The organism is Streptomyces polygonati (assembly GCF_042650325.1).
GTDB lineage: Bacteria > Actinomycetota > Actinomycetes > Streptomycetales > Streptomycetaceae > Actinacidiphila > Actinacidiphila polygonati.
This window is the reverse complement of the sequence record NZ_JBHSBB010000008.1, coordinates 151525-174014: the sequence shown is the minus strand read 5'-3', so window position 1 is coordinate 174014 and position 22490 is coordinate 151525. Positions and strand designations below refer to the sequence as shown.

General features: G+C 71.6%; 19 protein-coding genes and 1 pseudogene. 18 read left to right on the top strand and 2 right to left on the bottom strand.

Translation table 11 applies throughout. The features are described 5' to 3' along the window. The first annotated feature begins 100 nt into the window (after positions 1 to 100). Positions 101 to 397, top strand: a complete 297-nt coding sequence (locus ACFO3J_RS09435) for a putative quinol monooxygenase (RefSeq protein WP_386428020.1) — start codon at positions 101 to 103, stop codon at positions 395 to 397. Between the two features lie 29 nt (positions 398 to 426). Here ACFO3J_RS09435 and ACFO3J_RS09430 read toward each other — a convergent pair whose 3' ends face one another. After that, positions 427 to 2913 carry a SpoIIE family protein phosphatase gene (locus ACFO3J_RS09430; protein ID WP_386428018.1) on the bottom strand — a complete coding sequence of 829 codons (2487 nt, stop codon included), beginning with the start codon at positions 2911 to 2913 and terminating at the stop codon, positions 427 to 429. A 332-nt stretch (positions 2914 to 3245) separates the two neighbouring features. On the opposite strand from ACFO3J_RS09430, the gene ACFO3J_RS09425 reads away from it, so the two are divergent. Continuing rightward, positions 3246 to 4007, top strand: coding sequence for a GntR family transcriptional regulator (locus ACFO3J_RS09425; RefSeq protein WP_386428016.1), 762 nt, complete (start codon positions 3246 to 3248; stop codon positions 4005 to 4007). 15 nt (positions 4008 to 4022) lie between these two features. Here ACFO3J_RS09425 and ACFO3J_RS09420 read toward each other — a convergent pair whose 3' ends face one another. Next, positions 4023 to 4967 carry a zinc-dependent alcohol dehydrogenase gene (locus ACFO3J_RS09420; RefSeq protein ID WP_386428014.1) on the bottom strand — a complete coding sequence of 315 codons (945 nt, stop codon included), beginning with the start codon at positions 4965 to 4967 and terminating at the stop codon, positions 4023 to 4025. Between the two features lie 270 nt (positions 4968 to 5237). Here ACFO3J_RS09420 and ACFO3J_RS09415 point away from each other — a divergent pair, with 270 nt between their 5' ends. The 16 genes and pseudogenes from ACFO3J_RS09415 (at position 5238) to ACFO3J_RS09340 (ending at position 22486) form a co-directional block, all read left to right on the top strand. Further along, positions 5238 to 6341 (top strand): Gfo/Idh/MocA family protein, encoded by a 1104-nt coding sequence (locus ACFO3J_RS09415; RefSeq protein WP_386428012.1) that lies wholly within the window; start codon positions 5238 to 5240, stop codon positions 6339 to 6341. A gap of 13 nt (positions 6342 to 6354) precedes the next feature. Then, on the top strand, positions 6355 to 7074 hold the full coding sequence (locus ACFO3J_RS09410) for a ThuA domain-containing protein (RefSeq protein ID WP_386428010.1): 720 nt from the start codon (positions 6355 to 6357) through the stop codon (positions 7072 to 7074). A 3-nt stretch (positions 7075 to 7077) separates the two neighbouring features. Then, a complete protein-coding gene (locus ACFO3J_RS09405) occupies positions 7078 to 8055 on the top strand; it encodes an ABC transporter permease (protein WP_386428009.1) in 978 nt (325 codons plus the stop codon). 3 nt (positions 8056 to 8058) lie between these two features. After that, positions 8059 to 8889, top strand: a pseudogene (locus ACFO3J_RS09400) (ABC transporter permease); the annotation flags it as partial. Between the two features lie 144 nt (positions 8890 to 9033). After that, positions 9034 to 10143, top strand: a complete 1110-nt coding sequence (locus ACFO3J_RS09395) for an ABC transporter ATP-binding protein (protein ID WP_386428296.1) — start codon at positions 9034 to 9036, stop codon at positions 10141 to 10143. Next, the gene (locus ACFO3J_RS09390) at positions 10140 to 11225 is read left to right on the top strand and encodes an ABC transporter ATP-binding protein (RefSeq protein ID WP_386428007.1); all 1086 of its coding nucleotides are present in this window, start codon (positions 10140 to 10142) and stop codon (positions 11223 to 11225) included. The genes ACFO3J_RS09395 and ACFO3J_RS09390 overlap by 4 nt, the downstream gene beginning before the upstream one ends. An 84-nt stretch (positions 11226 to 11309) precedes the next feature. Continuing rightward, positions 11310 to 12986, top strand: coding sequence for an ABC transporter substrate-binding protein (locus tag ACFO3J_RS09385; RefSeq protein WP_386428005.1), 1677 nt, complete (start codon positions 11310 to 11312; stop codon positions 12984 to 12986). 63 nt (positions 12987 to 13049) lie between these two features. Beyond that, entirely contained in the window at positions 13050 to 13724 is a 675-nt protein-coding gene (locus ACFO3J_RS09380) for a ThuA domain-containing protein (RefSeq protein ID WP_386428004.1), read from the top strand. A 43-nt stretch (positions 13725 to 13767) separates the two neighbouring features. After that, on the top strand, positions 13768 to 14559 hold the full coding sequence (locus ACFO3J_RS09375) for a sugar phosphate isomerase/epimerase family protein (RefSeq protein WP_386428002.1): 792 nt from the start codon (positions 13768 to 13770) through the stop codon (positions 14557 to 14559). Further along, on the top strand, positions 14556 to 15527 hold the full coding sequence (locus tag ACFO3J_RS09370) for an NAD-dependent epimerase/dehydratase family protein (RefSeq protein ID WP_386428000.1): 972 nt from the start codon (positions 14556 to 14558) through the stop codon (positions 15525 to 15527). Before ACFO3J_RS09375 ends, ACFO3J_RS09370 begins: the two co-directional genes overlap by 4 nt. Positions 15528 to 15679: 152 nt before the next feature. After that, positions 15680 to 16720, top strand: coding sequence for a Gfo/Idh/MocA family protein (locus ACFO3J_RS09365; RefSeq protein ID WP_386427998.1), 1041 nt, complete (start codon positions 15680 to 15682; stop codon positions 16718 to 16720). Next, positions 16717 to 17505 (top strand): GntR family transcriptional regulator, encoded by a 789-nt coding sequence (locus ACFO3J_RS09360; RefSeq protein ID WP_386427996.1) that lies wholly within the window; start codon positions 16717 to 16719, stop codon positions 17503 to 17505. Before ACFO3J_RS09365 ends, ACFO3J_RS09360 begins: the two co-directional genes overlap by 4 nt. A 49-nt stretch (positions 17506 to 17554) precedes the next feature. After that, positions 17555 to 19603, top strand: coding sequence for a primary-amine oxidase (locus ACFO3J_RS09355; RefSeq protein ID WP_386427994.1), 2049 nt, complete (start codon positions 17555 to 17557; stop codon positions 19601 to 19603). Further along, complete coding sequence (locus ACFO3J_RS09350; protein ID WP_386427992.1) at positions 19600 to 20352, top strand: sugar phosphate isomerase/epimerase family protein; 753 nt, start codon at positions 19600 to 19602, stop codon at positions 20350 to 20352. The genes ACFO3J_RS09355 and ACFO3J_RS09350 overlap by 4 nt, the downstream gene beginning before the upstream one ends. Next, complete coding sequence (locus ACFO3J_RS09345; protein ID WP_386427991.1) at positions 20349 to 21467, top strand: Gfo/Idh/MocA family protein; 1119 nt, start codon at positions 20349 to 20351, stop codon at positions 21465 to 21467. The genes ACFO3J_RS09350 and ACFO3J_RS09345 overlap by 4 nt, the downstream gene beginning before the upstream one ends. Further along, a complete protein-coding gene (locus ACFO3J_RS09340) occupies positions 21464 to 22486 on the top strand; it encodes an SIS domain-containing protein (protein WP_386427990.1) in 1023 nt (340 codons plus the stop codon). The genes ACFO3J_RS09345 and ACFO3J_RS09340 overlap by 4 nt, the downstream gene beginning before the upstream one ends. Positions 22487 to 22490: the final 4 nt, after the last annotated feature.

The following is a 22490-nucleotide window of genomic DNA, read 5'->3' as shown; positions in this document are numbered from 1 at the left end:
CCCTGGGGCTGATCGCGCGGCTCCCGGCGGCGCAGGTGATGATGGGCGCGGGAGGGGAAGCAGCCCGCCTCCGTACAGGGACGACAGAGAAGGTACGACCATGGCGCAGTTCCAGGTGATCGCCCATCACCGCGTGGCCGGGGACCGGGATCCGGACGAAGTCCTCGGTCTCTACGCGCGGCTCGCCGCGGCCACCCGCGAGGAGCCGGGGAACGTGTCCTTCGACGTCTACCGCCGGCTGGAGGACGACCGCGCCTTCGTCATCCTGGAGCGCTACGCGTCGCGGGACGCGGCCGCGGCGCACGAGCGGACCCCGCACTTCCAGGAACTGCTGCTCGGACAGGTGGTGCCGCTCCTGGAAAAGCGCTGGCGGGAGTCGTACGACGTCACCGACTAGCGGACGCGGCGGCGCGGAGCCCGCCCGCCTCAGTCGCCGGGCGCCAGCGCCACTTCGGCCCAGACGGTCTTGCCGCCGGGTGTGCGGCGGGTGCCCCACCGCAGGCACGACCGCGCGACCAGGAGCAGACCGCGGCCGCTCTCGTCCTCGCCGGTGGCGCGGCGCGGCCGGGGCTGGGCGGGCTCGCTGTCGGAGACCTCGCAGACCAGTACCTCGTGCCGGATCAGCCGCAGGTGGATGGGAGCGGCGCCGTGCAGGACGGCGTTGGTGACGAGTTCGCCGACGATCAGCTCGGTGGTCGCGGTGAGTTCCGGCAGCCCCCACACCGCCAGCTGGCGGGCGGCCAGCGAACGCGCGCCGGCGACGCCGGCCGGGTCGTCCGGCAGTTCCCAGGAGGCGACGTCGGCGGCGTCCAGAAAATGCGGCCGGGCCATGAGCAGGGTGGCGTCGTCGGACAGCGTGCCGGTCTCGATGGCGTCGAACACGCCGGAGCACAGATCCTCGAGTGCGGCCTCCGGAGGTGTGAGGGCGGCGGCCAGCCGCTCGATCCCGTAATCGATGTCGTGGTCGCGGGTCTCGACGAGTCCGTCGGTGTACAGGGCGATCGAGCATCCCGGCGGCAGGTCGAACTCCGCGGACTCGAAGAGCAGCAGCCCCAGGCCGAGCGGGGCGCCCGCGGGGACGTACGGGACGCTCGCTCCGGAGCCGGGCCGCAGGAGCAGCAGCGGGGGGTGGCCGGCCCTGGCCACGGTGAGACGCCGGGTGATGGGGTCGTGGACGGCGTAGAGGCAGGTGGCTCCCATGGCGACCGGCAGGCCGCCGGAGTCGGAGTCCTCCTCGTCCAGGTGCGCCACCGTGCGGTCCAGGGCCGCCAGGAGTTCGTCGGGCGGCAGGTCCATGTCCGCCAGGGTGCGGACGGCGGTGCGCAGCCTGCCCATGCTCGCCGCGGCGTTGATGCCGTGCCCGACCACGTCGCCGACGACCAGGGCGGTCCGGGCGCCGCTGAGCTTGATCACGTCGTACCAGTCGCCGCCCACGCCGTCGGCGACGTCCGCGGGCAGATAGCGGGACGCGACCTGCAGGGTGCTCCCGCCGTCCAGCCCGTGCGGGAGCAGATTGCGCTGGAGGGCCAGCGCGGCGGTGCGCTCGCGGGCGTAGCGGCGGGCGTTGTCCAGGCTGAGCGCGGCCCGGACGACGAGTTCCTCCGCCAGCAGCAGGTCGTCCTCCTCGAAGGGGGCCGGGTTCCGGCTGCGCACGAAGACCGCGCAGCCGAGGATCTCGCCGCGCGCCCGGATCGGCGTGATCATCAGGGAGTGCATGCCGGTCTCGCGGATGACCCGGGCCCGCTCCGGGTCCTCGTCCACCCAGCCGCCGGGGGCGACGTCCATGACGGGTTGCAGGATGGACCTGCCCGTCCTGACCACCTGCACGAAGGGCGAGGACGGCGCCACGTAGATCGCCTCGCCCCGCCCCCACAGCGCCACCGGTCCCTGTTCGACGGTCGCGACGCCGCCGCGCCGGAAGACGGCGGTGAGGCCCGGCCGGTCGTCGAGCCGGGCCAGCGGCTCCTCGCCGAGCGGTACGGACTCCGCCAGGTCGACGGTGACGAAGTCGGCCAGCAGCGGGACGGCGTAGTCGGCCAGTTCCTGCGCGGTGCGCATCACGTCCAGGGTGGTGCCGATCCGGGTACTGGCCTCGCTGAGCAGGTCCAGGCGGGCCCGGGCCCGGCGGTTCGCCGTGACGTCCGCCCGCAGTCCGATGACCCCCAGCGGGGCGCCGTCCGCGCCGTCGAGGCGGTAGAAGGAGATGGAGTAGGTGTGCTTGCGGTGCGGGCTGTCCCCCGGGGTCCGGCGGGAGAACTCGTAGCCGAGGGCCGGGACGCCGCTGTCGAGGACCTGCCGTATCACCGCTTCGAAGGGCGGGGTGTCCAGGACGCCGGGCAGCACGTCCTCGATCCGGCGGCGCAGCCAGCGTTCGCGGGGGATCCGGTTCTCCTCGACCGTGGCGTCGTTGACCCAGATGTAGCGCAGCCGCGGGTCCCAGATGATGACCACGAGCGGGGAACGGACCAGCAGCGACTGCGACGCCGCCGCGTTCCACACCGACCGGCCGACCTGGTCCCGGTCGGCCGCAGCCACGATCCAGCCTGCTCCGAGGGCGCCGGCGCTCTCCTCCTGCCCATCCTCGCCGTCGTCCGCGGCCAGCGGGGAGACCCGTAGGTGGAGGCCGAGCACATGGCCGTCGCGGTGACGGACCCTCACCCGGCCCGACCAGCCGCCCTCGGCGCGGGCCCGCTCGGCGGCGGTGAGCGCCGCGCTCATGTCGTCGTCCGGGGCTTCCAGCAGGGCCGCCGCCGGCCGGCCCACCATCTCCGCCGCCGAGTAGCCGAGCAGCCGCCGCGCGTCGCCGGTCCAGCCCGCCACCGTCCCGTCGGCGTCGAGCACCGCCACCGCCGCGCCGACCGGCTCGAAGGCTCCGGGGCGGTGGCCGAGCAGGACGTCCTCCGGCTCGTTCACCGGGGCACCGTCGATGAACGGGCCGATGGCGGCCGCGATTTCCGCGACGCCCGGGACGCCCGTCCGGGGACCGTGTCCGCCCTGTCCGCACCACGCGCGCTCATCCCGTTCACCCTCCTCCGTCCCGGACCGGCGGCAGAGGGCCAACCTCTCACGCGCGACCGGCATCCGCCCGCCGACACAGCGTCAGGACCGCGTGACGGGAGTCCTTCGGCGGCCTCCCCGCCGGGCGCGGGCTCCCCGCGCGGCGGATGGTGGCCAGCGGGCGGCGGGGCGGGCTAAGGTGATCCGCGCTGTTCGACGGAGCGGATCACCAGGGGGCCTCACACCGTATGAACGACTCTCCCGAGGTCTCGGGCACCGTACTGCCGGGGTACCCGGAGCCGTTGTGGATCCAGGCTGTCAACGTGATCCGCGGTGAGATCGACCGGGGAGTGCTCCGGCCGGGCGGCCGGCTGCCCCCCGAGCGTGAGCTGTGCCAGCAGTTGGGCATCAGCCGGGTGACGCTGCGCAAGGCGCTGGGCAGCCTGGTCGAGGCGGGTGTGCTGAGCCCTTCGCACGGGCGCGGCTGGTACGTCGCCCAGGTCGCGCAGAAGAAGGAGTGGCCCAACAGCCTGGAGTCGTTCAGCGAGACGGCGGCCAGGATGGGACTGGAGCCGCACTCCAAGGTGCTGCGGGCCGAGGCGACGCCGGCCACCATCGACGAGGCCGAGCAGCTGGGCATCGCCCCGGGGACCGCGCTGTTCCGGCTGGAGCGGGTGCGGTTGCTGGAGGGCGTGCCGATAGCGCTCGACCTGACCCGGCTGCGGGCGGCCCTCGTACCGGAGATCGAGCGGATCGACTTCCGCAGCCGGTCGCTGTACTCCTTGCTCGCCGCGGCCGGGGTCGAACCGGTCCGGGCGGACAGCACCATCGAGGCCACCAAGGCCGACGAGCGGGCGGCCGAGCACCTCGATCTGGCGCTCGGCGACCCGGTGCTCGTCATGCGGCAGCTCGCTCTGAGCGCGCAGCAGGAACCGCTCTTCGTCTCGACGATCCGCTACGCGGGCGACCGCTACCGGCTGCGTACGTCCTTCTCGCGGTCGCACGACTGAGCCGGGCCGCCCGGCTCAGAGCAGCAGCACCCCCTTGACGAAGTCGGGGCCGCCCTCCTCCATGGTGCGGAAGGCCTCGTCCACGCCGTCCAGCCCGAAGCGGTGGGTGATCAGCGGGGCGTAGCTGAAGCGCCGCTCGGCGATCAGGCCGAGGGCGTCGCGCATGGCGGCGAGCAGGCGGGTGCGGTCCGGGCAGAAGCCGTTGACGACGGTGACGGCCTTGTACCAGAGGTCCATGTCCATCATCGCGTCGCCGGTGTGGTGGTAGCCGACGACGCACAGGGTGCCGAACGGGCGCACCAGGCTGCCGGCCGTCTTGAGGCCGCCGGTCGTCCCGGTCGCCTCCAGCACGATGGCCAGCCGGGCCTCACCGGCCCGGGTGGTCTCGGCGCGGTATTCCTCGGGCAGCTCGTCGGGGGCGAACACCAGGTCGGCGCCGAGCGCCAGGGCCCGCTGCCGGCGGGCCGGGTCGGGGTCGACACCGACGAGCAGGCCGGGCGCGTGCCGCTTGGCGAGCTGGACCAGGCCGAGCCCCATGAAGCCGAGGCCCACCACGGCCACCCGGTCGCCCGCCCGGATGCCGGTACGGGACAGGGCCTCCTCCAGGTCGGCGACCGGCTCGCCAATGGCGTGCGCGGGCTCTATCCCGGCCGGCACCGGCAGGATCGCGCCCGCGTCCATCACCGCGAGGGTCGCGAAGCCGTCGCCCCCCAGACCGGTCACCAGGTCGCCCGGCTGCCAGCGCCCCGCGTCGCGCCCGGTCGCGGCCACCCGGCCGACCATCTCGTGGCCCAGCCGCAGCGGGGGCGCGGCCGGGTCGTGGGTGAGCCAGGGGCCGATGTCCGAGGTGCACACCCCGCACGCCAGCACCTCCACCAGTACCTGCCCGTCGCCGGGGACCGGGTCGGGCGCGGTCACGACTTCGGAGGTCCGGGGGCCGACAAGCTGACTGATCTTCATACGGGTCTCCTGTCTGAGTGGTGCCGGTCAGTGTAGTCATCTGGTTCTAAGTGGTAAGCAGTGGTGCGACAAGAAAAAGACAGCGTGATGGCTGGAACAGCTCGTCCACAATGTCCCTTTTTGCAGGAGAAGTACCTGATAGAAGGGCGAATTTCCGCCGCGTTATCTACCGCTCCACCTCTAGACAGGATCGCCGTTCGTATTAAGATGTCGGCAAGTGGTATGCATTTGGCACACCATCAGATCGACCCTGGGGAGGTGCGGAGAGCCATGGACAACGCGTTGGAAACGGCCGGTGAGAAGCTCTCGGCGGTGGTCGTCGGAGCGGGTTCGCAGGGCCGGGTGCACGGTCTCGGCTATCTGGCCGCTCCCGGAGTGGAGCTGACGGGGCTCGCGGACCTGGACCTGGCGTCCGCCGAGAGCCTGGCCGGGGAGCTGAACGTGCCCGCGGTCCACCAGGACTACCGCGAACTGCTCGCGGCGTCCCGGCCGGACATCGTCAGCGTCTGCACCCCGCCCGCGTTCCACCCCGAGGTGGTGAAGGCGGCCGTGGCCGCCGGCGCCCGCGCGATCCACTGCGAGAAGCCGATAGCGCTCAGCTACGGCGAGGCCCTGGAGATGGCGGCCACCGCCGCCGACGCCGGGGTCCAGCTCACCTTCAACCTGCAGCGCCGCTTCGACCCCGTGCAGCGCCAGGCCAGGGAGTGGATAGCCCAGGGCGAGATCGGCGATGTGGTGACCATCGAGGGCTACTGCCCCAATCTTTTCGACTGGGGCACCCACATCCTCGACCTCATCCTCTTCCACCGGCTGGACGCCGCTCCCGCGTGGGTCCTGGGCCAGATCGACGCGTCCGTCGACCGCTATGTCTACGGCGTGTTCACCGAAACCGCCTCACTGACCCAGTTCGGCTGGGCGGACGGGGTGCGGGCGGTCGTCTCCACCGGACGCGAACCGCACACCTCCGTGCTCAACCTGGAGAACGACCTCGGACTGATCGTCCAGGGCACCCGGGGACGGGCCGATCTGCGCGGCGCCCGCGGCCTGCTGCGGCGCTTCGGCAAGGAGGACCTGGTGCGGGTGTCGCCGTTCGACACCGACACCCGCCGCTGGGACCGCGGTGTGGACCCGGCGATCACGGCCGGCACCGCCGAGGCGATCCGCGACCTCGTCGACTCGCTGCGGACCGGCCGGCGGCCGGCCCTGCACGCGGAGCACGGACTGCGCGGCGCCGAACTCGTCTTCGCCACCTATGAGAGCAGCCGGTCCCGGCGGCGGGTGCCGCTGCCCCTGGACCGGCTGGACAACGCCCTGATCAGCGGGCGAGCGGAGGGCTTCTGGAGCCCTACCGGTGAACAGCGCTCCACCTACTGAATCGAGCCGCCGCATGCGGATATCCCAGCCCCGCCATGTCCCCGATGCCCCACCCCTCTCCACCCGCACCACCGCCGGCAGGTCCACCGCGCTCGCCGTGATCAGCGGCGACGACATCTACGAGGACCTGTTCACCGCCGCCTCGGTGCTGCAGACCGCGCTGACCGACGAGGGCTTCGCGACCCGCACCAGCCTGGGCACCGCTCCGCTGGACGGCGCGGCCGACGCGGATGTGATCGTCCTCTACACCGCGCTGGGCCGGTTCACCGCCGAGCAGCGCGAGGGGCTGGCGCGGGCGGTCCACGGCGGCTGCGGCCTGGTCGCCCTGCACTCCACCACGGTGCTGGCCTCACCGCCCGACCAGCTGGACGAGGCCGACCGGCTGCTCGCCGAGCTGATCGGCAGCCGCTATGTGTCGCACGGACCGCTGCCGCACGAAAGCCGCTTCGGGGTCCGTCTGGACCCCGGCCACGAGGTGACGGCGGGCATCGCGCCCTTCGAGGTGACCCACGAGCACTACCGGCTCGCGACGGCGGCCGACGTGCGCGTCATCGCCTGGCGTGAGACCGACGCCGGCGCCGAACCGCTGGTGCATGTGCGCCAGTACGGGGACGGCCGGGTCTGCTACATCCAGTTGGGCCACGACCTGCGGATCTGGGGGGAGCCCGCCGTGCGCCTGCTGGTGCGGCGCGCGGCCCGCTGGGCCTGTCGACCCGATCGCGAAGGGGACTGACCCGTGCGCACACTCCTCCGGAAGATCGCCTTCTACCTGCTCACCGCATGGGCGGCGATCAGCCTCAACTTCCTCATCCCGAGGATCATGCCGGGCAACCCCGCCGACAACCTGATCAACCAGTTCCACGGGAAGCTCAGCCCGTCGGCGGTGCACGCGCTGCGGGTGCTGTTCGGCCAGTCGAACCAGAACCTCTGGCAGCAGTACGTCAGTTACTGGCACAGCGTGTTCACCGGCAACTTCGGCATCTCCTACGCGTACTACCCGTCGAAGGTCAGCACCGTCCTCGGGCAGAGCATGTACTGGACGCTGATCCTGGTCACCATCTGCACCGTGCTGGGCTTCGTGATCGGCACCTCGCTGGGCATGCTGGCCGGCTGGAAGCGCGGCTCCTGGCTGGACTCCTCGCTGGTGCCGATCACCACCTTCCTGTCGTCCATCCCGTACTTCTGGTTCGCGATCATCATCGTCTACGTCTTCGCGATCACCCTGAAGTGGTTCCCGCTGTCCGGCGGTTACGCCGTCGACCAGACCATCGGGCTGAACAGCGGCTTCATCGGCAGCGCGATCAACTACGCGATCCTGCCGGCCGCCACCATCACCGTCGCCTCCATCGGCGGCTGGCTGATCGGCATGCGCAACATGATGGTCACCACGCTCAGCGAGGACTACGTCCGGCTCGCCGAGGCCAAGGGCCTTTCCAAGCGCCGGGTGATGTACACCTACGCCGCCCGCAACGCGATGCTGCCCTCCCTGTCGGGCTTCGCGATGTCGCTGGGATTCGTGGTCGGCGGCTCCATCGTCACCGAGGTGGTCTTCAACTACCCCGGCATCGGCTCGGTCCTGTTCAAGGCCGCCCAGGCCGCCGACTACCCGCTGATGTCGGCGATCTTCCTGCTCATCACCGTTCTGGTGCTCATCGCCAACCTGATCGCGGACATCGCGTACGTGTTCCTCGACCCGAGGACAAGGGAGAGCTGATCCATGGCCCTGCAACCCGCCGCCCTCGCCGAGCCGGACACCGTCCCGGAGACCTCCGAGGGGCCCGCCCGCCTCTGGCTGCGCCTGCTGCGCTCGCCGCTGACCCTCACCGGTCTGGTGATCACGCTCATCTTCATCGTGCTGGCCGTCATCGCCCCCTGGATCTCGCCCTACGACCCCTCGACCGTCAGCGACACCGCGCTTGCCGCGCCGTCCGGCGCGCACTGGCTGGGCACCACGCAGAACGGGCAGGACATCCTGTCGCAGATGCTCTACGGAGCCCGGGCCTCGATGCTGGTCGGCATCGGCGCGGCCGTACTGACCACCGCGCTGTCGGTCCTGGTCGGCGTGACGGCCGGCTACCTCGGCGGGATCGGCGACGAGCTGCTGTCACTGCTGGCCAACGTCTTCCTGGTACTGCCCAGCCTGCCGCTGACCATCATCCTGGCCGCGTACCTGCCGCACAGCGGCTCCCTGGGCATCATCCTCGTCATCACCGTCACCGGCTGGGCGTGGGGCGCCCGGGTGCTGCGGGCGCAGACGCTGTCGCTGCGCAAGCGGGACTTCGTCGAAGCGGCGCGGGCCACCGGCGAGACGACCTGGCGGATCATCCTCAAGGACATCCTGCCCAACCAGGTCGCGGTGATCGCCGCCTCCTTCCTCGGCACCGTCATCTTCGCCATCCTCACCCAGGCCAGCCTGGCCTTCCTCGGCCTGGCCGACGTCACCCAGTGGTCGTGGGGGACGATCCTGTACTGGGCGCAGACCGGCAGCGCCCTGCTGACCGGGGCCTGGTGGTGGTTCGTGCCGGCCGGTCTGGCGATCGCCGTGCTGGGCACCGCGCTGTCGCTGGTCAACTTCGGCATCGACGAGTTCATCAACCCCCGGCTGCGGCAGGCCGGCATCGGCACCAAGAAGGCCCAGCGCGGCCAGATCTCCGCGCGCCGCCGCAAGCGGGCGCCGAAGAAGCGCGGCCCGGTGGTCGAGCGCCCGGCGAGCGCGCCCTTCACCCAGGGCAGCACCGACGTGATCCTGGACGTGCGCAACCTCAAGGTGGACTACGTCGGCGCCGGCGGGAGCACCCCGGCGGTCAGCGACGTGTCCTTCACCCTGCGGCGCGGTGAGGTGCTCGGTATCGCCGGCGAGTCCGGCTCGGGCAAGTCCACCCTGGCGTACGCCATCACCCGGCTGCACAAGCCGCCGGCCGAGATCTCCCAGGGCCAGGTGCTCTACACCCGGCCGGACGGCAGCGTCGTGGACGTGCTCTCCCTGGACGAGCACGAACTGCGCGCCTTCCGCTGGGAGGAGCTGTCCATCGTCTTCCAGTCGGCGATGCACGCGCTCAACCCGATCCTGCGGATCGGCGCCCAGATCGAGGACGTCATCGTCGCGCACCGGCCGGAGATGAACGGCCAGCAGCGGGCCGCCCGGGTGATCGAACTCCTCGGCATCGTCGGCATCCCGTCCGACCGGGCCAACTCCTACCCGCACGAGCTGTCCGGCGGTATGCGGCAGCGCGCGATGATCGCGGTCGGCCTGGCCCTGGACCCCGAGATCATCGTGATGGACGAGCCGACCACCGCGCTCGACGTGGTCATCCAGCGCCAGATCATCGAGAAGATCATGGAGCTGAAGGACCGGCTGGGCTTCTCGGTGGTCTTCATCACCCACGACCTGTCGCTGCTGATCGAGCTGTCGGACACCATCGCGGTGATGTACGGCGGCAAGATCGTGGAGCAGGGGTCGGCCGACGACTTCTACCGCAGGCCGCAGCACCCCTACAGCCGGGGCCTGCTGGCGTCGTTCCCCACCCTGGGCGGACCCAAGCGGGAACTGACCGGCATCGTCGGCTCGCCGCCCGACCTGCGCAAGCTGCCCAGCGGCTGCTCCTTCCGGCCGCGCTGCCCGCTCGCCTTCGACGCGTGCGCGACCAAGGTGCCGCCCCTGTTCCAGATCCAGGGTCCCGGCGGCGGCCTGTCGCAGGCGGCCTGCCTGCTGCACGAGAAGGCCGGCGTGGCGGCCGGCGGCGGCGCGGACGGCGGCGCCGACAACAGCACCGACGAACTGGCGACAGGTGAGACCCGATGAGCGACGAGACGACGGGCGGTACGGCGGCCGGGGACGAACCGGTACTCCAGGCCGTGCACGTGACCAAGCACTTCGCGGTACGCGGCGGTCTGCCCCGGCGCGGCGCCACCAAGAAGGTGGTGCACGCGGTGGAGGACGTCTCGCTCGACCTGTACGCGGGCCGGATCACCGCGCTGGTCGGCGAGTCCGGCTCCGGCAAGTCGACGCTGGCCCGGCTGCTCGCCCAGCTCTATCCGCTCACCGGCGGTGAGATACGGCTGCACGGCAAACCGGTGCAGGCGCTGCGCGGCAAGGCGTTCCGCGAGCATGTCCGCACCGTCCAGCTGATCCTCCAGGACCCCTTCTCGTCCTTCAACCCGGTGGCGTCCATCGCAGGCACCCTGCGGCGGGCGGTCGCCCTGCACCACCCGGGCAAGAGCGCCAAGGAGCGGGCCGCGGTGATCGACGACCTGCTGACGCAGATCAATCTCGTGCCGCCGCGGCAGTTCACCGAGAAGTTCCCGCACGAGCTGTCCGGCGGGCAGTTGCAGCGGCTGTCCATCGCCCGCGCGCTGGCCGCCGACCCCGAGGTGTTCCTCGCCGACGAGCCGGTCTCCAGCCTGGACGTCTCCATCCGGCTGGGCATCCTCAACCTGCTGCGCCACCTCACCGAGGACCGCAACGCGGCCATGCTCTACGTCACCCACGACATCGCCTCCGCCCGGTACTTCGCGGCCGACACCGCGGTGATGTACGCCGGGCAGGTGGTGGAGAAGGGTCCGTCGGAGGCGGTGACCCAGCAGGCCGCCCACCCGTACACCCAGCTGCTGATCGCCTCCGCGCCCGACCCGTCCCGGGCCGGCGCCGACCGGGTGCGGGACATCGGGCAGCCGCCCAGCCTCATCGACCCGCCGAGCGGCTGCCGCTTCCATCCGCGCTGCCCGTTCGCCATGGAGCGGTGCGCCACCGACGCACCGGAACCGTTCGAGATCTCCCCCGGCCACACCGCCCGGTGCTGGCTCTACGCCGACGACCCGGAGGCCCGCGCCAAGCGGGCGGACAACGCCGAGGCCGTCGCGGGCCTGACCGCCCCCGCGTCCTGATCCCGGCCTCCCGGAAGCCTTCCGGCGGCCCCCGACCCCCTCCTTCTCGCCCCCGCTGTCCTTACTTCCAAGGAGCAGACGCACGTGACAACTTCGAAGTCGCCGATCGCGTCAGGCATGACCAGACGCGGCGTCCTGGCAAGCGCCCTCGCGGGCGCCGGCACCCTCGCCCTGTACGGCTGCGGCCCGTCCTCGGGCGGCTCGGCCGGCGGCGCGGCGACCCTCACGGTCGCCGGTCAGTCGGACAACCTGGCCAAGAGCTTCAACCCCTTCCTCCCGAACACCGCGCAGGGTCTGACCTACGCCTCACCGGGGCAGGGCAACTTCATCTACGAGCCCCTGGTCCAGATCAACACCGTGAACATCGGTCACGACCTGCCCTGGCTGGCCAGGGCCTGGCGCTGGAGCAACGGCAACAAGACGTTGACCCTGGACCTGCAGACCGGGGTGAAGTGGACCGACGGCACGCCGTTCTCGGCCAGTGACGTGGTCTTCACCTACAACCTGCTGAAGAAGAACCCGGCCCTGAACCTGCTGGGCATCGACTTCAGCACCGTCAGCGCGCCCACCCCCGCCCAGGTGGTCTTCAGCTTCGCCGCGCCCTCCGAGCAGTTCTTCACCAACATCGTCTCCTCCGCGATCGTGTCCGAGCACCTCTGGTCCAAGGTCAAGGACCCGATCAAGTACACCGACTCCGACCCGGTCGGCACCGGTCCGTTCAAGCTCGACCAGTTCTCCGCGCAGAGTTTCCTGCTGGTCCGCAACGAGGACTACTGGCAGCCGAAGGCGCAGATCAAGGCGATCCGCTTCGTCGCCTACAAGGACAACGAGAGCATGACCAACGCGCTCGTCCAGGGCCAGGCGGACTGGGGCGGCACCTACATAGCCAACGCCGACAAGACATATCTGAGCCGCAGCAAGAACAACAACTACTGGGCTCCGCTGGCCGGCACCGACGGCCTGATCCCCAACCTGGAGCGCTGGCCGCTCAGCGACATCGCGGTGCGCCGGGCGATCAGCTACGGGGTGAACCGCAAGCAGGTCGGCGCGGCGACCGACTCCCCGGAGGCCACCAGCGTCACCGGCCTGCCGATGCCGGCGTACACCTCGTCGATCGCCCCGGCGTACCAGGGTGTCAACTTCACCCAGGACGTGGCGAAGGCGAAGCAGACCCTGGAGGACGCCGGCTACTCCAAGGGCGGCGACGGCTACTACCAGAAGGGCGGAAAGCGGGTCCAGTTCTCGATCAGCTTCCCGTCGGCGTACACCGACATCGCCTCGCGCGTGCAGGTGCTGGTGTCCCAGCTCAAGGACATCGGCATCAAGCTCACCATCAACACCACGACCGTCAACGACATCAACACGCTGACGGCCAAGGGCGACTTCGACTCGACGATGGGCTACCCGGTCAACTCCGCGCCGCGCGCCTTCTCGTACTACAACGACACGATCAACCCCAACCTGTACTACCCGATCGGCAAGGCCACGCCGACCTACCAGAACATCGAGCGGTTCCAGAACGCCGAGGCCGCCCAGCTGTTCACGGAGTACCCGAAGGCGACCACGGACGCCCAGCGGCAGCAGATCCTCAACCAGATCGAGAAGATCTTCGTCGACAACCTGCCGTGGATCCCGATGTTCTACTGGGGCAGCTACGGCAACTGGAGCACCGCGAAGGCCACCGGTTTCCCCACGCCGCAGAACCCCTACTTCACCCCGGTGCCCAACCCCGTCGTCGCCCTGCGGCTGAAGCCGGTCTGAGCACCCCGGCGCTGAGCGCCCCCCGATCCAGCCCCTGCTGCACGCCATCCTGCGAGGAGAGCCATGCCATACCTCTCGACGCCGAGAGCCATGGTCGTCGTGAACGGCGACGACATCCACCACGATCTGCTCAGCGCTGCCGGAGTCTTCCAGCACCTGGGCGTCGAGGCCGGGTTCGCCACCCGTAAGGCGATGGGCACCAGCCGCTTCGTCGATCCACGGCCGGAGACGGCCGAGGCGGACGTCTACCTCTTCTACACCGCGGGCGGGCACTTCGCGACGGACCAGCAGCAGGCGCTGGCCGACGCGGTACGGGCCGGCAAGGGGCTGGTCGGGGTGCACGGCGCCAACATCCTCGGCTGGCAGGGCGACGGGCTCGACCCGGCCGACCGCCCGCTGTTCGAACTGCTCGGCAACCGCTACCTCTCGCACGGCCCCGGCCACCACGAGGGGCGGCACACCATCGAGATCGTCGCCGACCACCCGATCACCAGCGGGGTGAGCGACTTCGAACTCTTCGACGAGTACTACGAGTTCGAGCTGGCCGACCAGGACGTGACGGTCCTGGCCCAGCGGCACCGGGCCGACGGCGCGGTCATCCCGGTGCTGTACGCCCGGGAGTTCGGCGCGGGCCGCGTGGTCTATCTGGCCCTCGGCCACGACATGCGGTCCTGGGGCGAGCCGCCGGTGCGCACCCTGGTCCGCCAGGCTCTGCTGTGGGCGGCCGGCCGTGACTGATCCCAGGAGCGCCGGCCCTTCGGGGCCGGCCGGAGGAGGAGACATGACAGCCGGTATCGGCGTCATGATGTACACCGTGCTCGACCAGGCGCGGGCCGATCTGGAGGGCACGCTGGCCCGGCTGGCCGCCATGGGCTATCTGGGCATCGAGACCTACGGGCTGGTGGAGCACTTCGGGCCGGCCCGTGTCAGGGACGCGATCGCCGCCGCCGGGCTCACCCTGACCAGCGCGCACACCCCGTTCCCGGCCGGGCCGGACGCCGAGGCGCTGCTCGACGCGAACGAGGAGCTGGGCGCCGGGATCCTGGTGTGGAGCATGGAGCGCGAGGAGTTCGACTCGCCGGACGCGGTCCGGCGCGGGGTCGAGCGGGTCAACGAGGCCGCCGAGCGGGCGGCCGGCCGGGGCATGCGGATCGCCTACCACAACCACTACGCCGAGTTCTCGCGGCGCTTCGACGGGCAGCAGGCCTACGACCTGCTGCTGGAACTGCTCGACGACCGGGTGCTGGTCGAACTCGACGCCTACTGGGCCCAGATGGGCGGCGCCGACCCGGCCGAGGTGCTGGCGCGGCTCGGTGACCGGGTGCGCCTGGTGCACGTCAAGGACGGCCCCGCGGTCAGCTACGAGCACGACGTGATGGTGCCGATCGGGGAGGGCGGGATCGACTGGGCCCGCACCCTGAGCACGCCGTCCGGCCTGCGCTGGCACGTGGTGGAGCTGGAGCGGCTGCACATCGACACCTTCGAGGCGCTGCGGCGCTCGTACGACCACCTGGTCGGCCGCGGGCTGTCCCGCGGCGCGCACGTCCCGGCACCGATCGAGGAGCGGACATGAGGGTGCTGTTTCTCGGCGGTGCCGGGATGATCGGTTCGGCGGCGGCCGCCGAGGCCGCGGCCAGGGGCGCGGATGTCACCGTGGTGACGCGCTCCGAGCCCGGCAGGCCGCTGGCCGAGGGCGTACGGCCGCTGCGCGCCGATGTCCGCGACCCGGCGGCGCTCAAGGCGGCGCTCGGCGCCGAGGAGTTCGACGCGGTCGTCAACTGGGTCGGCTTCACCCCCGACGACCTGCGCGGCCATCCGGAGCTGTTCTCCGGCCGGGCCGGGCAGTACGTCTTCATCAGTACCTGCTCGGTCTTCGCCCGGCCGGTGGCGCAGTTGCCCGTCACCGAGTCCAGTCCGCGCCGCCAGCCCGTCTTCGGCTATCCGCGCGACAAGATCGCCTGCGAGCTGCTGCTGGAGGACGCCTACCGCTCCGGCGACTTCCCGCTGACGATCGTGCGGCCGGCCCATGTGTACGACCGGACGGTGATCCCGGTGCTCGCCGGGTGGACCGCGATCGAGCGGATGCGCGCCGGGCGGCCGGTGGTGGTGCACGGCGACGGCACCTCGCTGTGGTCCCTGACGCACTCGCGGGACTTCGCGCGCGCCTTCGTCCCGCTGCTCGGTCTGAACCACGCGCTGGGCGAGAGCGTCAACGTGCTCAGCGACGACATCCTCACCTGGGACCAGATCCATCTGGCACTGGCCGCCGCGGCCGGGGTGCGCGCTCCCCTGCTGCGGCACCGCTCCAGCGAGTCGATCGCGGAGCACGTACCCGGCTGGAACGAGGTGCTGGAGCACGACTTCCGGCACTCGATGCTGTTCGACACCGCCAAACTGCGCAGGCTGGTACCGGGTTTCGCGCCCGAGGTGTCCTTCGCCGAGGGGGCCCGCGAGGCGCTGGCCCACTACGACGCCCATCCGGAGCTCCAGTCGGTCGACCACGATCTGTCCCGCGCGTTCGACGCGCTGCTGGCGGGCTGATGCGGGCCGGCCGGGACGGCGGACAGCGCCATGCCATGTGGTCTTTATAAGCGTACCTATGCAATACCACTACAACACCACTTTGCTATCATGAGAGTCCGGACCGGGCATCGCCCGGCACCGGCCGCAGCAGGACGAGAGAAGAGGAACGCGTGATCGGCGTCGGTCTCATAGGCTCGGGCTTCATCGGCGACACCTACGCGGACGCGCTCCAGGACGTACGGAACGCGACGCTGGTCGCCGCCTGTTCACGCGACCTCGGGCGCGCCGGGGCACTGGCCGCCAAGTGGGCCCCGGACGCCCGCGCCTACGACGACATGGCGGCGCTGTGCGCCGACCCGGCCGTCGACCTGGTGGTCGTCGCGGTCCCCAACGAGGCGCATCTGGAGGCGGTCCGCGTCGTCGCGGCGGCCGGCAAGGGCGTGGTGTGCACCAAGCCGCTGGCCCGTACCGGCGCCGAGGCGGAGCAGATCCTGCGCGTGGTCCGGGAGGCCGGCGTCTGGCACGGCTACGCCGAGAGCTCGGTGTTCTCGCCCAACATCGCCAAGGCGCACGAGATGGTCAGCGCCGGGGCGATCGGCGACCTGCTCACCATGCGGGCGCGCGAGGCCCACTCCGGGCCGCACGCCCCGCACTTCTGGGACGCGGAGACGGCCGGCGGCGGCGCGCTGCTCGACATGGGCTGCCACACCGTGGAGTCCGCCCGCCACTTCTTCGGCAAGGACAACCCGATCGCCGAGGTCTTCGCCTGGGGCGCCACCCTCGCCCACGGCGACCGGACCACCGGCGAGGACACCGCGATCGCCCTGCTGAGGTTCGCCGGCGGCCAGCTCGCCACCGTCGAGTCGTCCTGGATCGAGAAGGGCGGCATGCAACTGCGCCACGAACTCGTGGGCAGCGCCGGCCGCCTGGTCACCGACACCTCCGCGACACCGGTCTGGGGCTTCATCGAGCACCCGGCCGGCTATCTGGTGGAGAAGGCCGACGCCGAGACCGGCTGGGTGTACCCGGTGCCGGAAGAGGCCCGCGCCTACGGGTTCAGCCAGCAGATGCGGCACTTCGTGGACTGCTTCGCCCGCGGTGAGACCCCGCGCGAGACCTTCGAGGACGGCGTGGTCGTCAACCACGTACTGGACGCCTGCTACGCCTCGATGCGCTCCCGTACCTGGGAAAGGGTCCAGGTCCCGGCATGAGCACGGATCACATCAGCGCCGGCCGCCCCGGCGTCGCCCCCTCGCCGCCCGGCCTGACCGGCGCCTATCCGGAACCGCTGTGGATGCAGGCCAAGGCCGCGCTGGAGACCCGGATCGCCCTCGGCGAGGTGAAGCCGGGCTCCCGGCTGCCGCCCGAGCGGGAGCTGTGCCAGCTGCTCGGCATCTCCCGGGTCACCTTGCGCAAGGCGCTGACCACGCTGGTGGACGAGGGGGTGCTGCGCGCCGCGCAGGGCCGCGGCTGGTACGTCGCGGCCCCCGAGCGCAAGGAGTGGCCCAACACGCTGGAGTCGTTCTCCGAGACGGCCCGGCGGATGGGTCTGGTGGCCACCTCGCGGATCCTGCGCCGCGAGTCCGGCCCGGCCACCTTCGACGAGGCCGAGGCGTTCCAGATCGCGCCGGGCACCGGCCTCTACCGGCTGGAGCGGGTCCGCATGCTCGACGGGGTCCCGATCGCCGTGGACCGCAACCTCGTCCCGGCCGACATCGCCGTCGGCTTCGACGCGGTCGACTTCACCACCCGTTCGCTGTACGACACCATGTCCGACCTCGGCCTCGAACTCGCCCAGGCCGAGACCACCATCGAGGCGCGCCCCGCCGACGCGGCGCTCGCCGGCCACCTCGCCATCGCGGCCGGCACCCCCGTCCTCGAAATGCGGCAGATCGTCCGCGACCGCAGCCAGCGACCGCTGCTCTCCTCGGCGATCCGCTACGCGGGCGACCGCTACCGCCTGCGCACGTCCTTCATGCGGAGCGCGGGCGCATGAGTCCGTACCCCCGCGCGTCCCCGCACCCCTTCGCAGAAGCGGAGCCCCGATGACCACAGCAATCCGCGACTCCGGCCACGGCGGCGCCTACGGCTCGCCGGCCCTGGCCGCCGCCCTCGCCTCGCCGCGTCCCGACGAGATCACCGCGTGCAAGGCCCTCCTGAAGCGGGAAGGCCTGCTCGGTCCCGACACCCATGTCTCCTACTTCGGCCTGGCCGAGCAGGACAAGCGCGAACTCCTGGCCGGCGCGGTCGCGCCGCGCCGCTTCCGCGTCATGCTGATCGACCTGCGCACCGGCCTTTCGCACGACGCGGTGGTCTGCCCCGGCGAGGACCGCCTCGTCTCGGCGCGCGCGCTGGATGTCGCCACCGACGGCCATGTCCCGGTGGTGCTCGCCGAGTTCCCGCTGGTCGAGGAGATCGTGCACCGCGACGAGCGCTGGCTGGCGGCCATGCGCAAGCGCGGGCTGACCGACCTCAGCCAGCTGCGTGTCAACCCGCTGTCGGCCGGTGTGCCCGGCGAGGGCGAGTCCGGCCGGCGCTTGCAGCGCTGCTTCACCTTCGTGCAGAAGACCCCGGACGACCTCGGCTGGGCGCACCCGGTGGACGGCGTGACCGTCATGGTGGACGTGGTGACCCGCGAAGTCCTCGACGTCATCGACTACGCGGACCTGCCGGTGCCCGACGAGGACGGCAACTTCCACGACCCCGCCTGGGTCGGCCCGACCCGGCAGGGCCTCAAGCCCATCGAGATCACCCAGCCGGAGGGGCCCAGCTTCACCATCGACGAGGACGGCGTCATCAGCTGGCTCGGCTGGTCGCTGCAGGTCGGCTTCGACCAGCGCGAAGGCCTGGTGCTGCACAACGTCGGCATCGAGGACGCCGGCCGGCGGCGCCCGGTGCTCTACCGCGCCTCCATCGCCGAGATGATGGTCCCCTACGGCGATCCCAGCCCGCAGCGCTGGTTCCAGAACTTCTTCGACTGCGGTGAATACCTGCTCGGCGGCTTCGCCAACTCCCTGGAACTGGGCTGCGACTGCCTCGGCGACATCACCTACCTCGACGCGGTGCTCGCCGACAGCGCGGGCGACGTGCGCGTCATACCGCAGGCGATCTGCATCCACGAGGAGGACACCGGCATCCTCTGGAAGCACTACGACAACTGGAACGGCTCCTCGCAGTCGCGCCGCAACCGGCGGCTGGTCGTCTCCTTCTTCGTCACCGTCGGCAACTACGACTACGGCTTCTACTGGTACTTCTCGCTCGACGGCGCCATCGAGCTGGAGGTCAAGGCGACCGGGGTCGTCTTCACCTCGGCCTATCCCGGGCCCGGCTACGAGTTCGCCTCCGAACTCGCGCCCGGCCTCGGCGCCCCCTACCACCAGCACCTGTTCAGCGCCCGGCTGGACATGGCGGTCGACGGCACCGGCAACGCGGTGGACGAGGTGGAGTCCGCGGCCGTACCGCGCGGACCGCGCAACCCCACCGGCACCGGATTCACCCAGACCGCCACCCGGCTGCGTACCGAGTCCGGCGCCCAGCGGTTGGCCGACAACACCCGCAACCGGTCCTGGCTGGTCGTCAACCCCTCGGTCAGCAACCGCCTGGGCAATCCGGTGGGCTACATGCTCCACCCGGAGGGCAAGCCGGTGCTGCTGGCCGACCAGGACTCCGACATCCACCGCCGGGCCACGTACGCCACCCGCCACCTGTGGGTCACCCCCTACCACCCGGACGAGAACTACCCGGCGGGCGACCTGGTCAACATGCACAACGGCGGCGCCGGACTGCCCGAGTGGACCGCCGCCGACCGCGGGGTGGACGACACCGACATCGTGCTGTGGCACACCTTCGGGCTCACCCACTTCCCGCGGCCCGAGGACTGGCCGGTGATGCCGGTCGACTCGGCGGGCTTCGCCCTCAAGCCCTACGGCTTCTTCGACCGCAATCCGACGCTGGACATCCCGCCCTCCACCGGTGACCACTGCCATCCCGCCGGACATCACGACGGGGACCACGGCGGGCATCACGACGGGGACCACAGCGGAGACCACAGCGGGGACCGGCACCACCACGACCACGGAAAGGCCGGCGCATGACGACCGGACACCCGCTGGGCATCCAGCTCTACAGCGTGCGCGACGACATAGCGCCCGCGGCCCTCGGCGGCACACTCGCCCGGCTGGCGGCCCTCGGCTTCACCCACGCCGAGCCGTACGACATCCTCACCGACCCCGACGGTCTCGGCGCCGCGCTGCGCGGCGCCGGCCTGCGGGCGAGCACCGCCCACGCGTCGGTGGTCCGGCACGAGGTGACCGCGGTCCTGGACGCCGCCGAGTCGCTCGGCGTCGAAACCGTGATCACGCCCTATGTCGACCCGGCGAGCATCACCGACCGGTCCGGCGTGGAGCGGCTGGCCGAGACACTCAACAGCGCCGCGGGACCGGCCGCCGAACGCGGCATCCGGATCGGCTACCACAACCACGACTTCGAGTTCGCGCAGACCGTCGAGGGCGTCCCGGCCTACGAGCTGCTGGTGGACCTGCTCGATCCGGCGGTCGTCCTGGAACTCGACGTCTACTGGGCGGGAGTCGGCGGCGCCGACGTGTTCGAGCTGCTCCCCCGGCTCGGCGAGCGGGTACGGCTGCTGCACGTCGTGCACGAGCGGGAGCCGGGCAACGACCGCCCGGTGCTCGGCGTCGACACCGCCGGCCGGATGGCCGAGGTGCTCGCGCTGACCGCCGCCACCGTGGAACTGCCGGTGGTCGAGGTCGTGGCCCACCACAGCGACGTATGGCCGCTCGTGGAACGCAACGCCGCCTACTTCCTGAAGCGGGTGAACGCGTGAGCGCCCCCACCCGGGTCGCGGTCGTGGGCGCCGGCGACATCTCCGACCAGTACCTCAAGGCCCTCACCGCCTACCCCGACCTGGCCGTCACCGCGGTCGCCGACCTCGTCCCCGAGCGAGCCCGCGCGCAGGCCGAGGCCTACGGCATCCGGGGCTGGGGGACCACCGCCGAGGTGCTGGCGCGCGAGGACGTCGACCTGGTGGTCAATCTGACCGTGCCCGCCGCGCACGCCGAGGTCGCACTGGCCGCGATCGAGGCCGGCAAGCACGTCTGGGGCGAGAAGCCGCTCGCGCTGGACCGCTCCAGCGCCCGCGCGGTCCTCGACGCGGCCGACGCCGCCGGAGTCGTGGTCGGCAACGCCCCCGACACCGTGCTCGGCCCGGGGATCCAGACCGCCCACCGGCTGCTGGCCGACGGCGCGGTCGGCCGGCCCAGGACCGTGCTGACCCTCATGCAGGGTCCGGGACCCGATGTGTGGCACCCGCGACCGCAGTTCCTGTTCGCCAAGGGGGCAGGGCCGCTGTTCGACATCGGCCCCTACTACCTGACCACCCTGGTGCAGATGCTGGGCCCGGTCACCGAGGTGACCGCCCGCGGCCAGATCCCGCGGGCCCGGCGGACCATCGGCTCCGGACCGGACGCCGGCACCGACTTCCCGGTCGACGTGCCCACCCACGTCAGCGTGGTGACGCAGTTCGCCTCCGGGGTCGTCGGCACCTCCGTCTACAGCTTCGACTCCGCGGTGCGCCGGCAGCTGTTCGAGGTCAGCGGCGCCGACGGCGTGCTGGAGGTGCCGGTGAGCGGATTCGACGGCCCCACCCGGCTGCTGACCGGCACCGCGCCGGACACACCGTGGCGCACGGTGCCCGCCGAGGGCACGCCGAGCGGGCGCGGGGTCGGCGTGCTGGAGCTGGCCCGCGCCATCCGGTCCGGCCGACAGCCGCGAGCCAGTGGCGAGTTGGCCTATCACGTCCTCGACATCATGCTCAGTGTCGAGGAGTCCATCGACCTCGGAGCGACGGTACGGGTGGAGAGCAGCGCGCCGTCCGTCCCCCCGATCCCGCCGCAGTGGGATCCGACCGCACGGACCTACGACGGAACGGAGCAGACATGAGCGAGGGCTACCTGTCCTACGCGGCGGCCCGCAGCACGCAGGCCGAGCAACTGGAGGCCGCGATCGGCCGGCTGAGCGGATCGGTGGGGTCGCTGGCCGCGGCCGGCCGGCTCAGCGGGCCCGGTCCGGTCTTCGTCGGCATCGGCGCGAGCCTGGCCGCGGCCTGCGCCCCGGTGTGGTCGCTGCGCAGCCGGGGGGTCCACTCCTGGCGGCTCGGCGCGGGCGACCACCCGCTGCCGTACCCGGCCAGCCGCCATCCGGTCTTCGGTGTCTCGCAGAGCGGCCGGAGCGCCGAGACGCTGGCCGTGCTGGAGTCCGTGGAGCCGGCGCTGCGGCACGCGGTGGTCAACATGGTCCCCTCGCCGATCGCGGCGTCGGTCACCGGACTGCTGGACCTCGGCAGCATCCCGGACAGCTACGCCTCGACCATCGGCTACACCGCGACCGTGGCCGCCCTCGGCATGCTCGCCGACGCCTGGGACGGCGGCACGGTGGACGGCGGATGGGCCGGCCTCGGCGCCGCCTTCGCCACCGCGGAGAAGGAACTGACCGAGCAGGTGCGGGCGTTGGCGCCGCTGTTCGCCACCGCCGGCTCGGCCGACTTCGTCGGCGCCGGGCCCGCGGTGGGCTCCGCCGAGGCGGGCGCGCTGCTCTTCCGTGAGGTCGCCCGGATCCCGTCGACCGGCATGAGCACCCGCCAGTACCTGCACGGGGCGATGGAGTCGGCCGGCGGCGGCGTGCATGTCATCTTCGGCGACGCCCGCGAGCACGCGGTGGCCGGCACGCTGTCCGCGGCCGGGCACCCGGTGATCCTGGTGACCGGCGAACCGGTCGAGGGGGGCCCGCTGCTGCACCCGGTGCGGGTGCCCCGGATGCCGGCCGCGCAGCGCGCCGTCATCGAGATCCTGGTGGCGCAGATCCTGGTGGAAGCGGTCGCCGAGGTCCGCGGGGTCGATGTCGAGGAGTTCGTGTTCCACAACTCCGACATCAAGGTCGGCGCCGAACGGCCCGCCGTATGAGGGT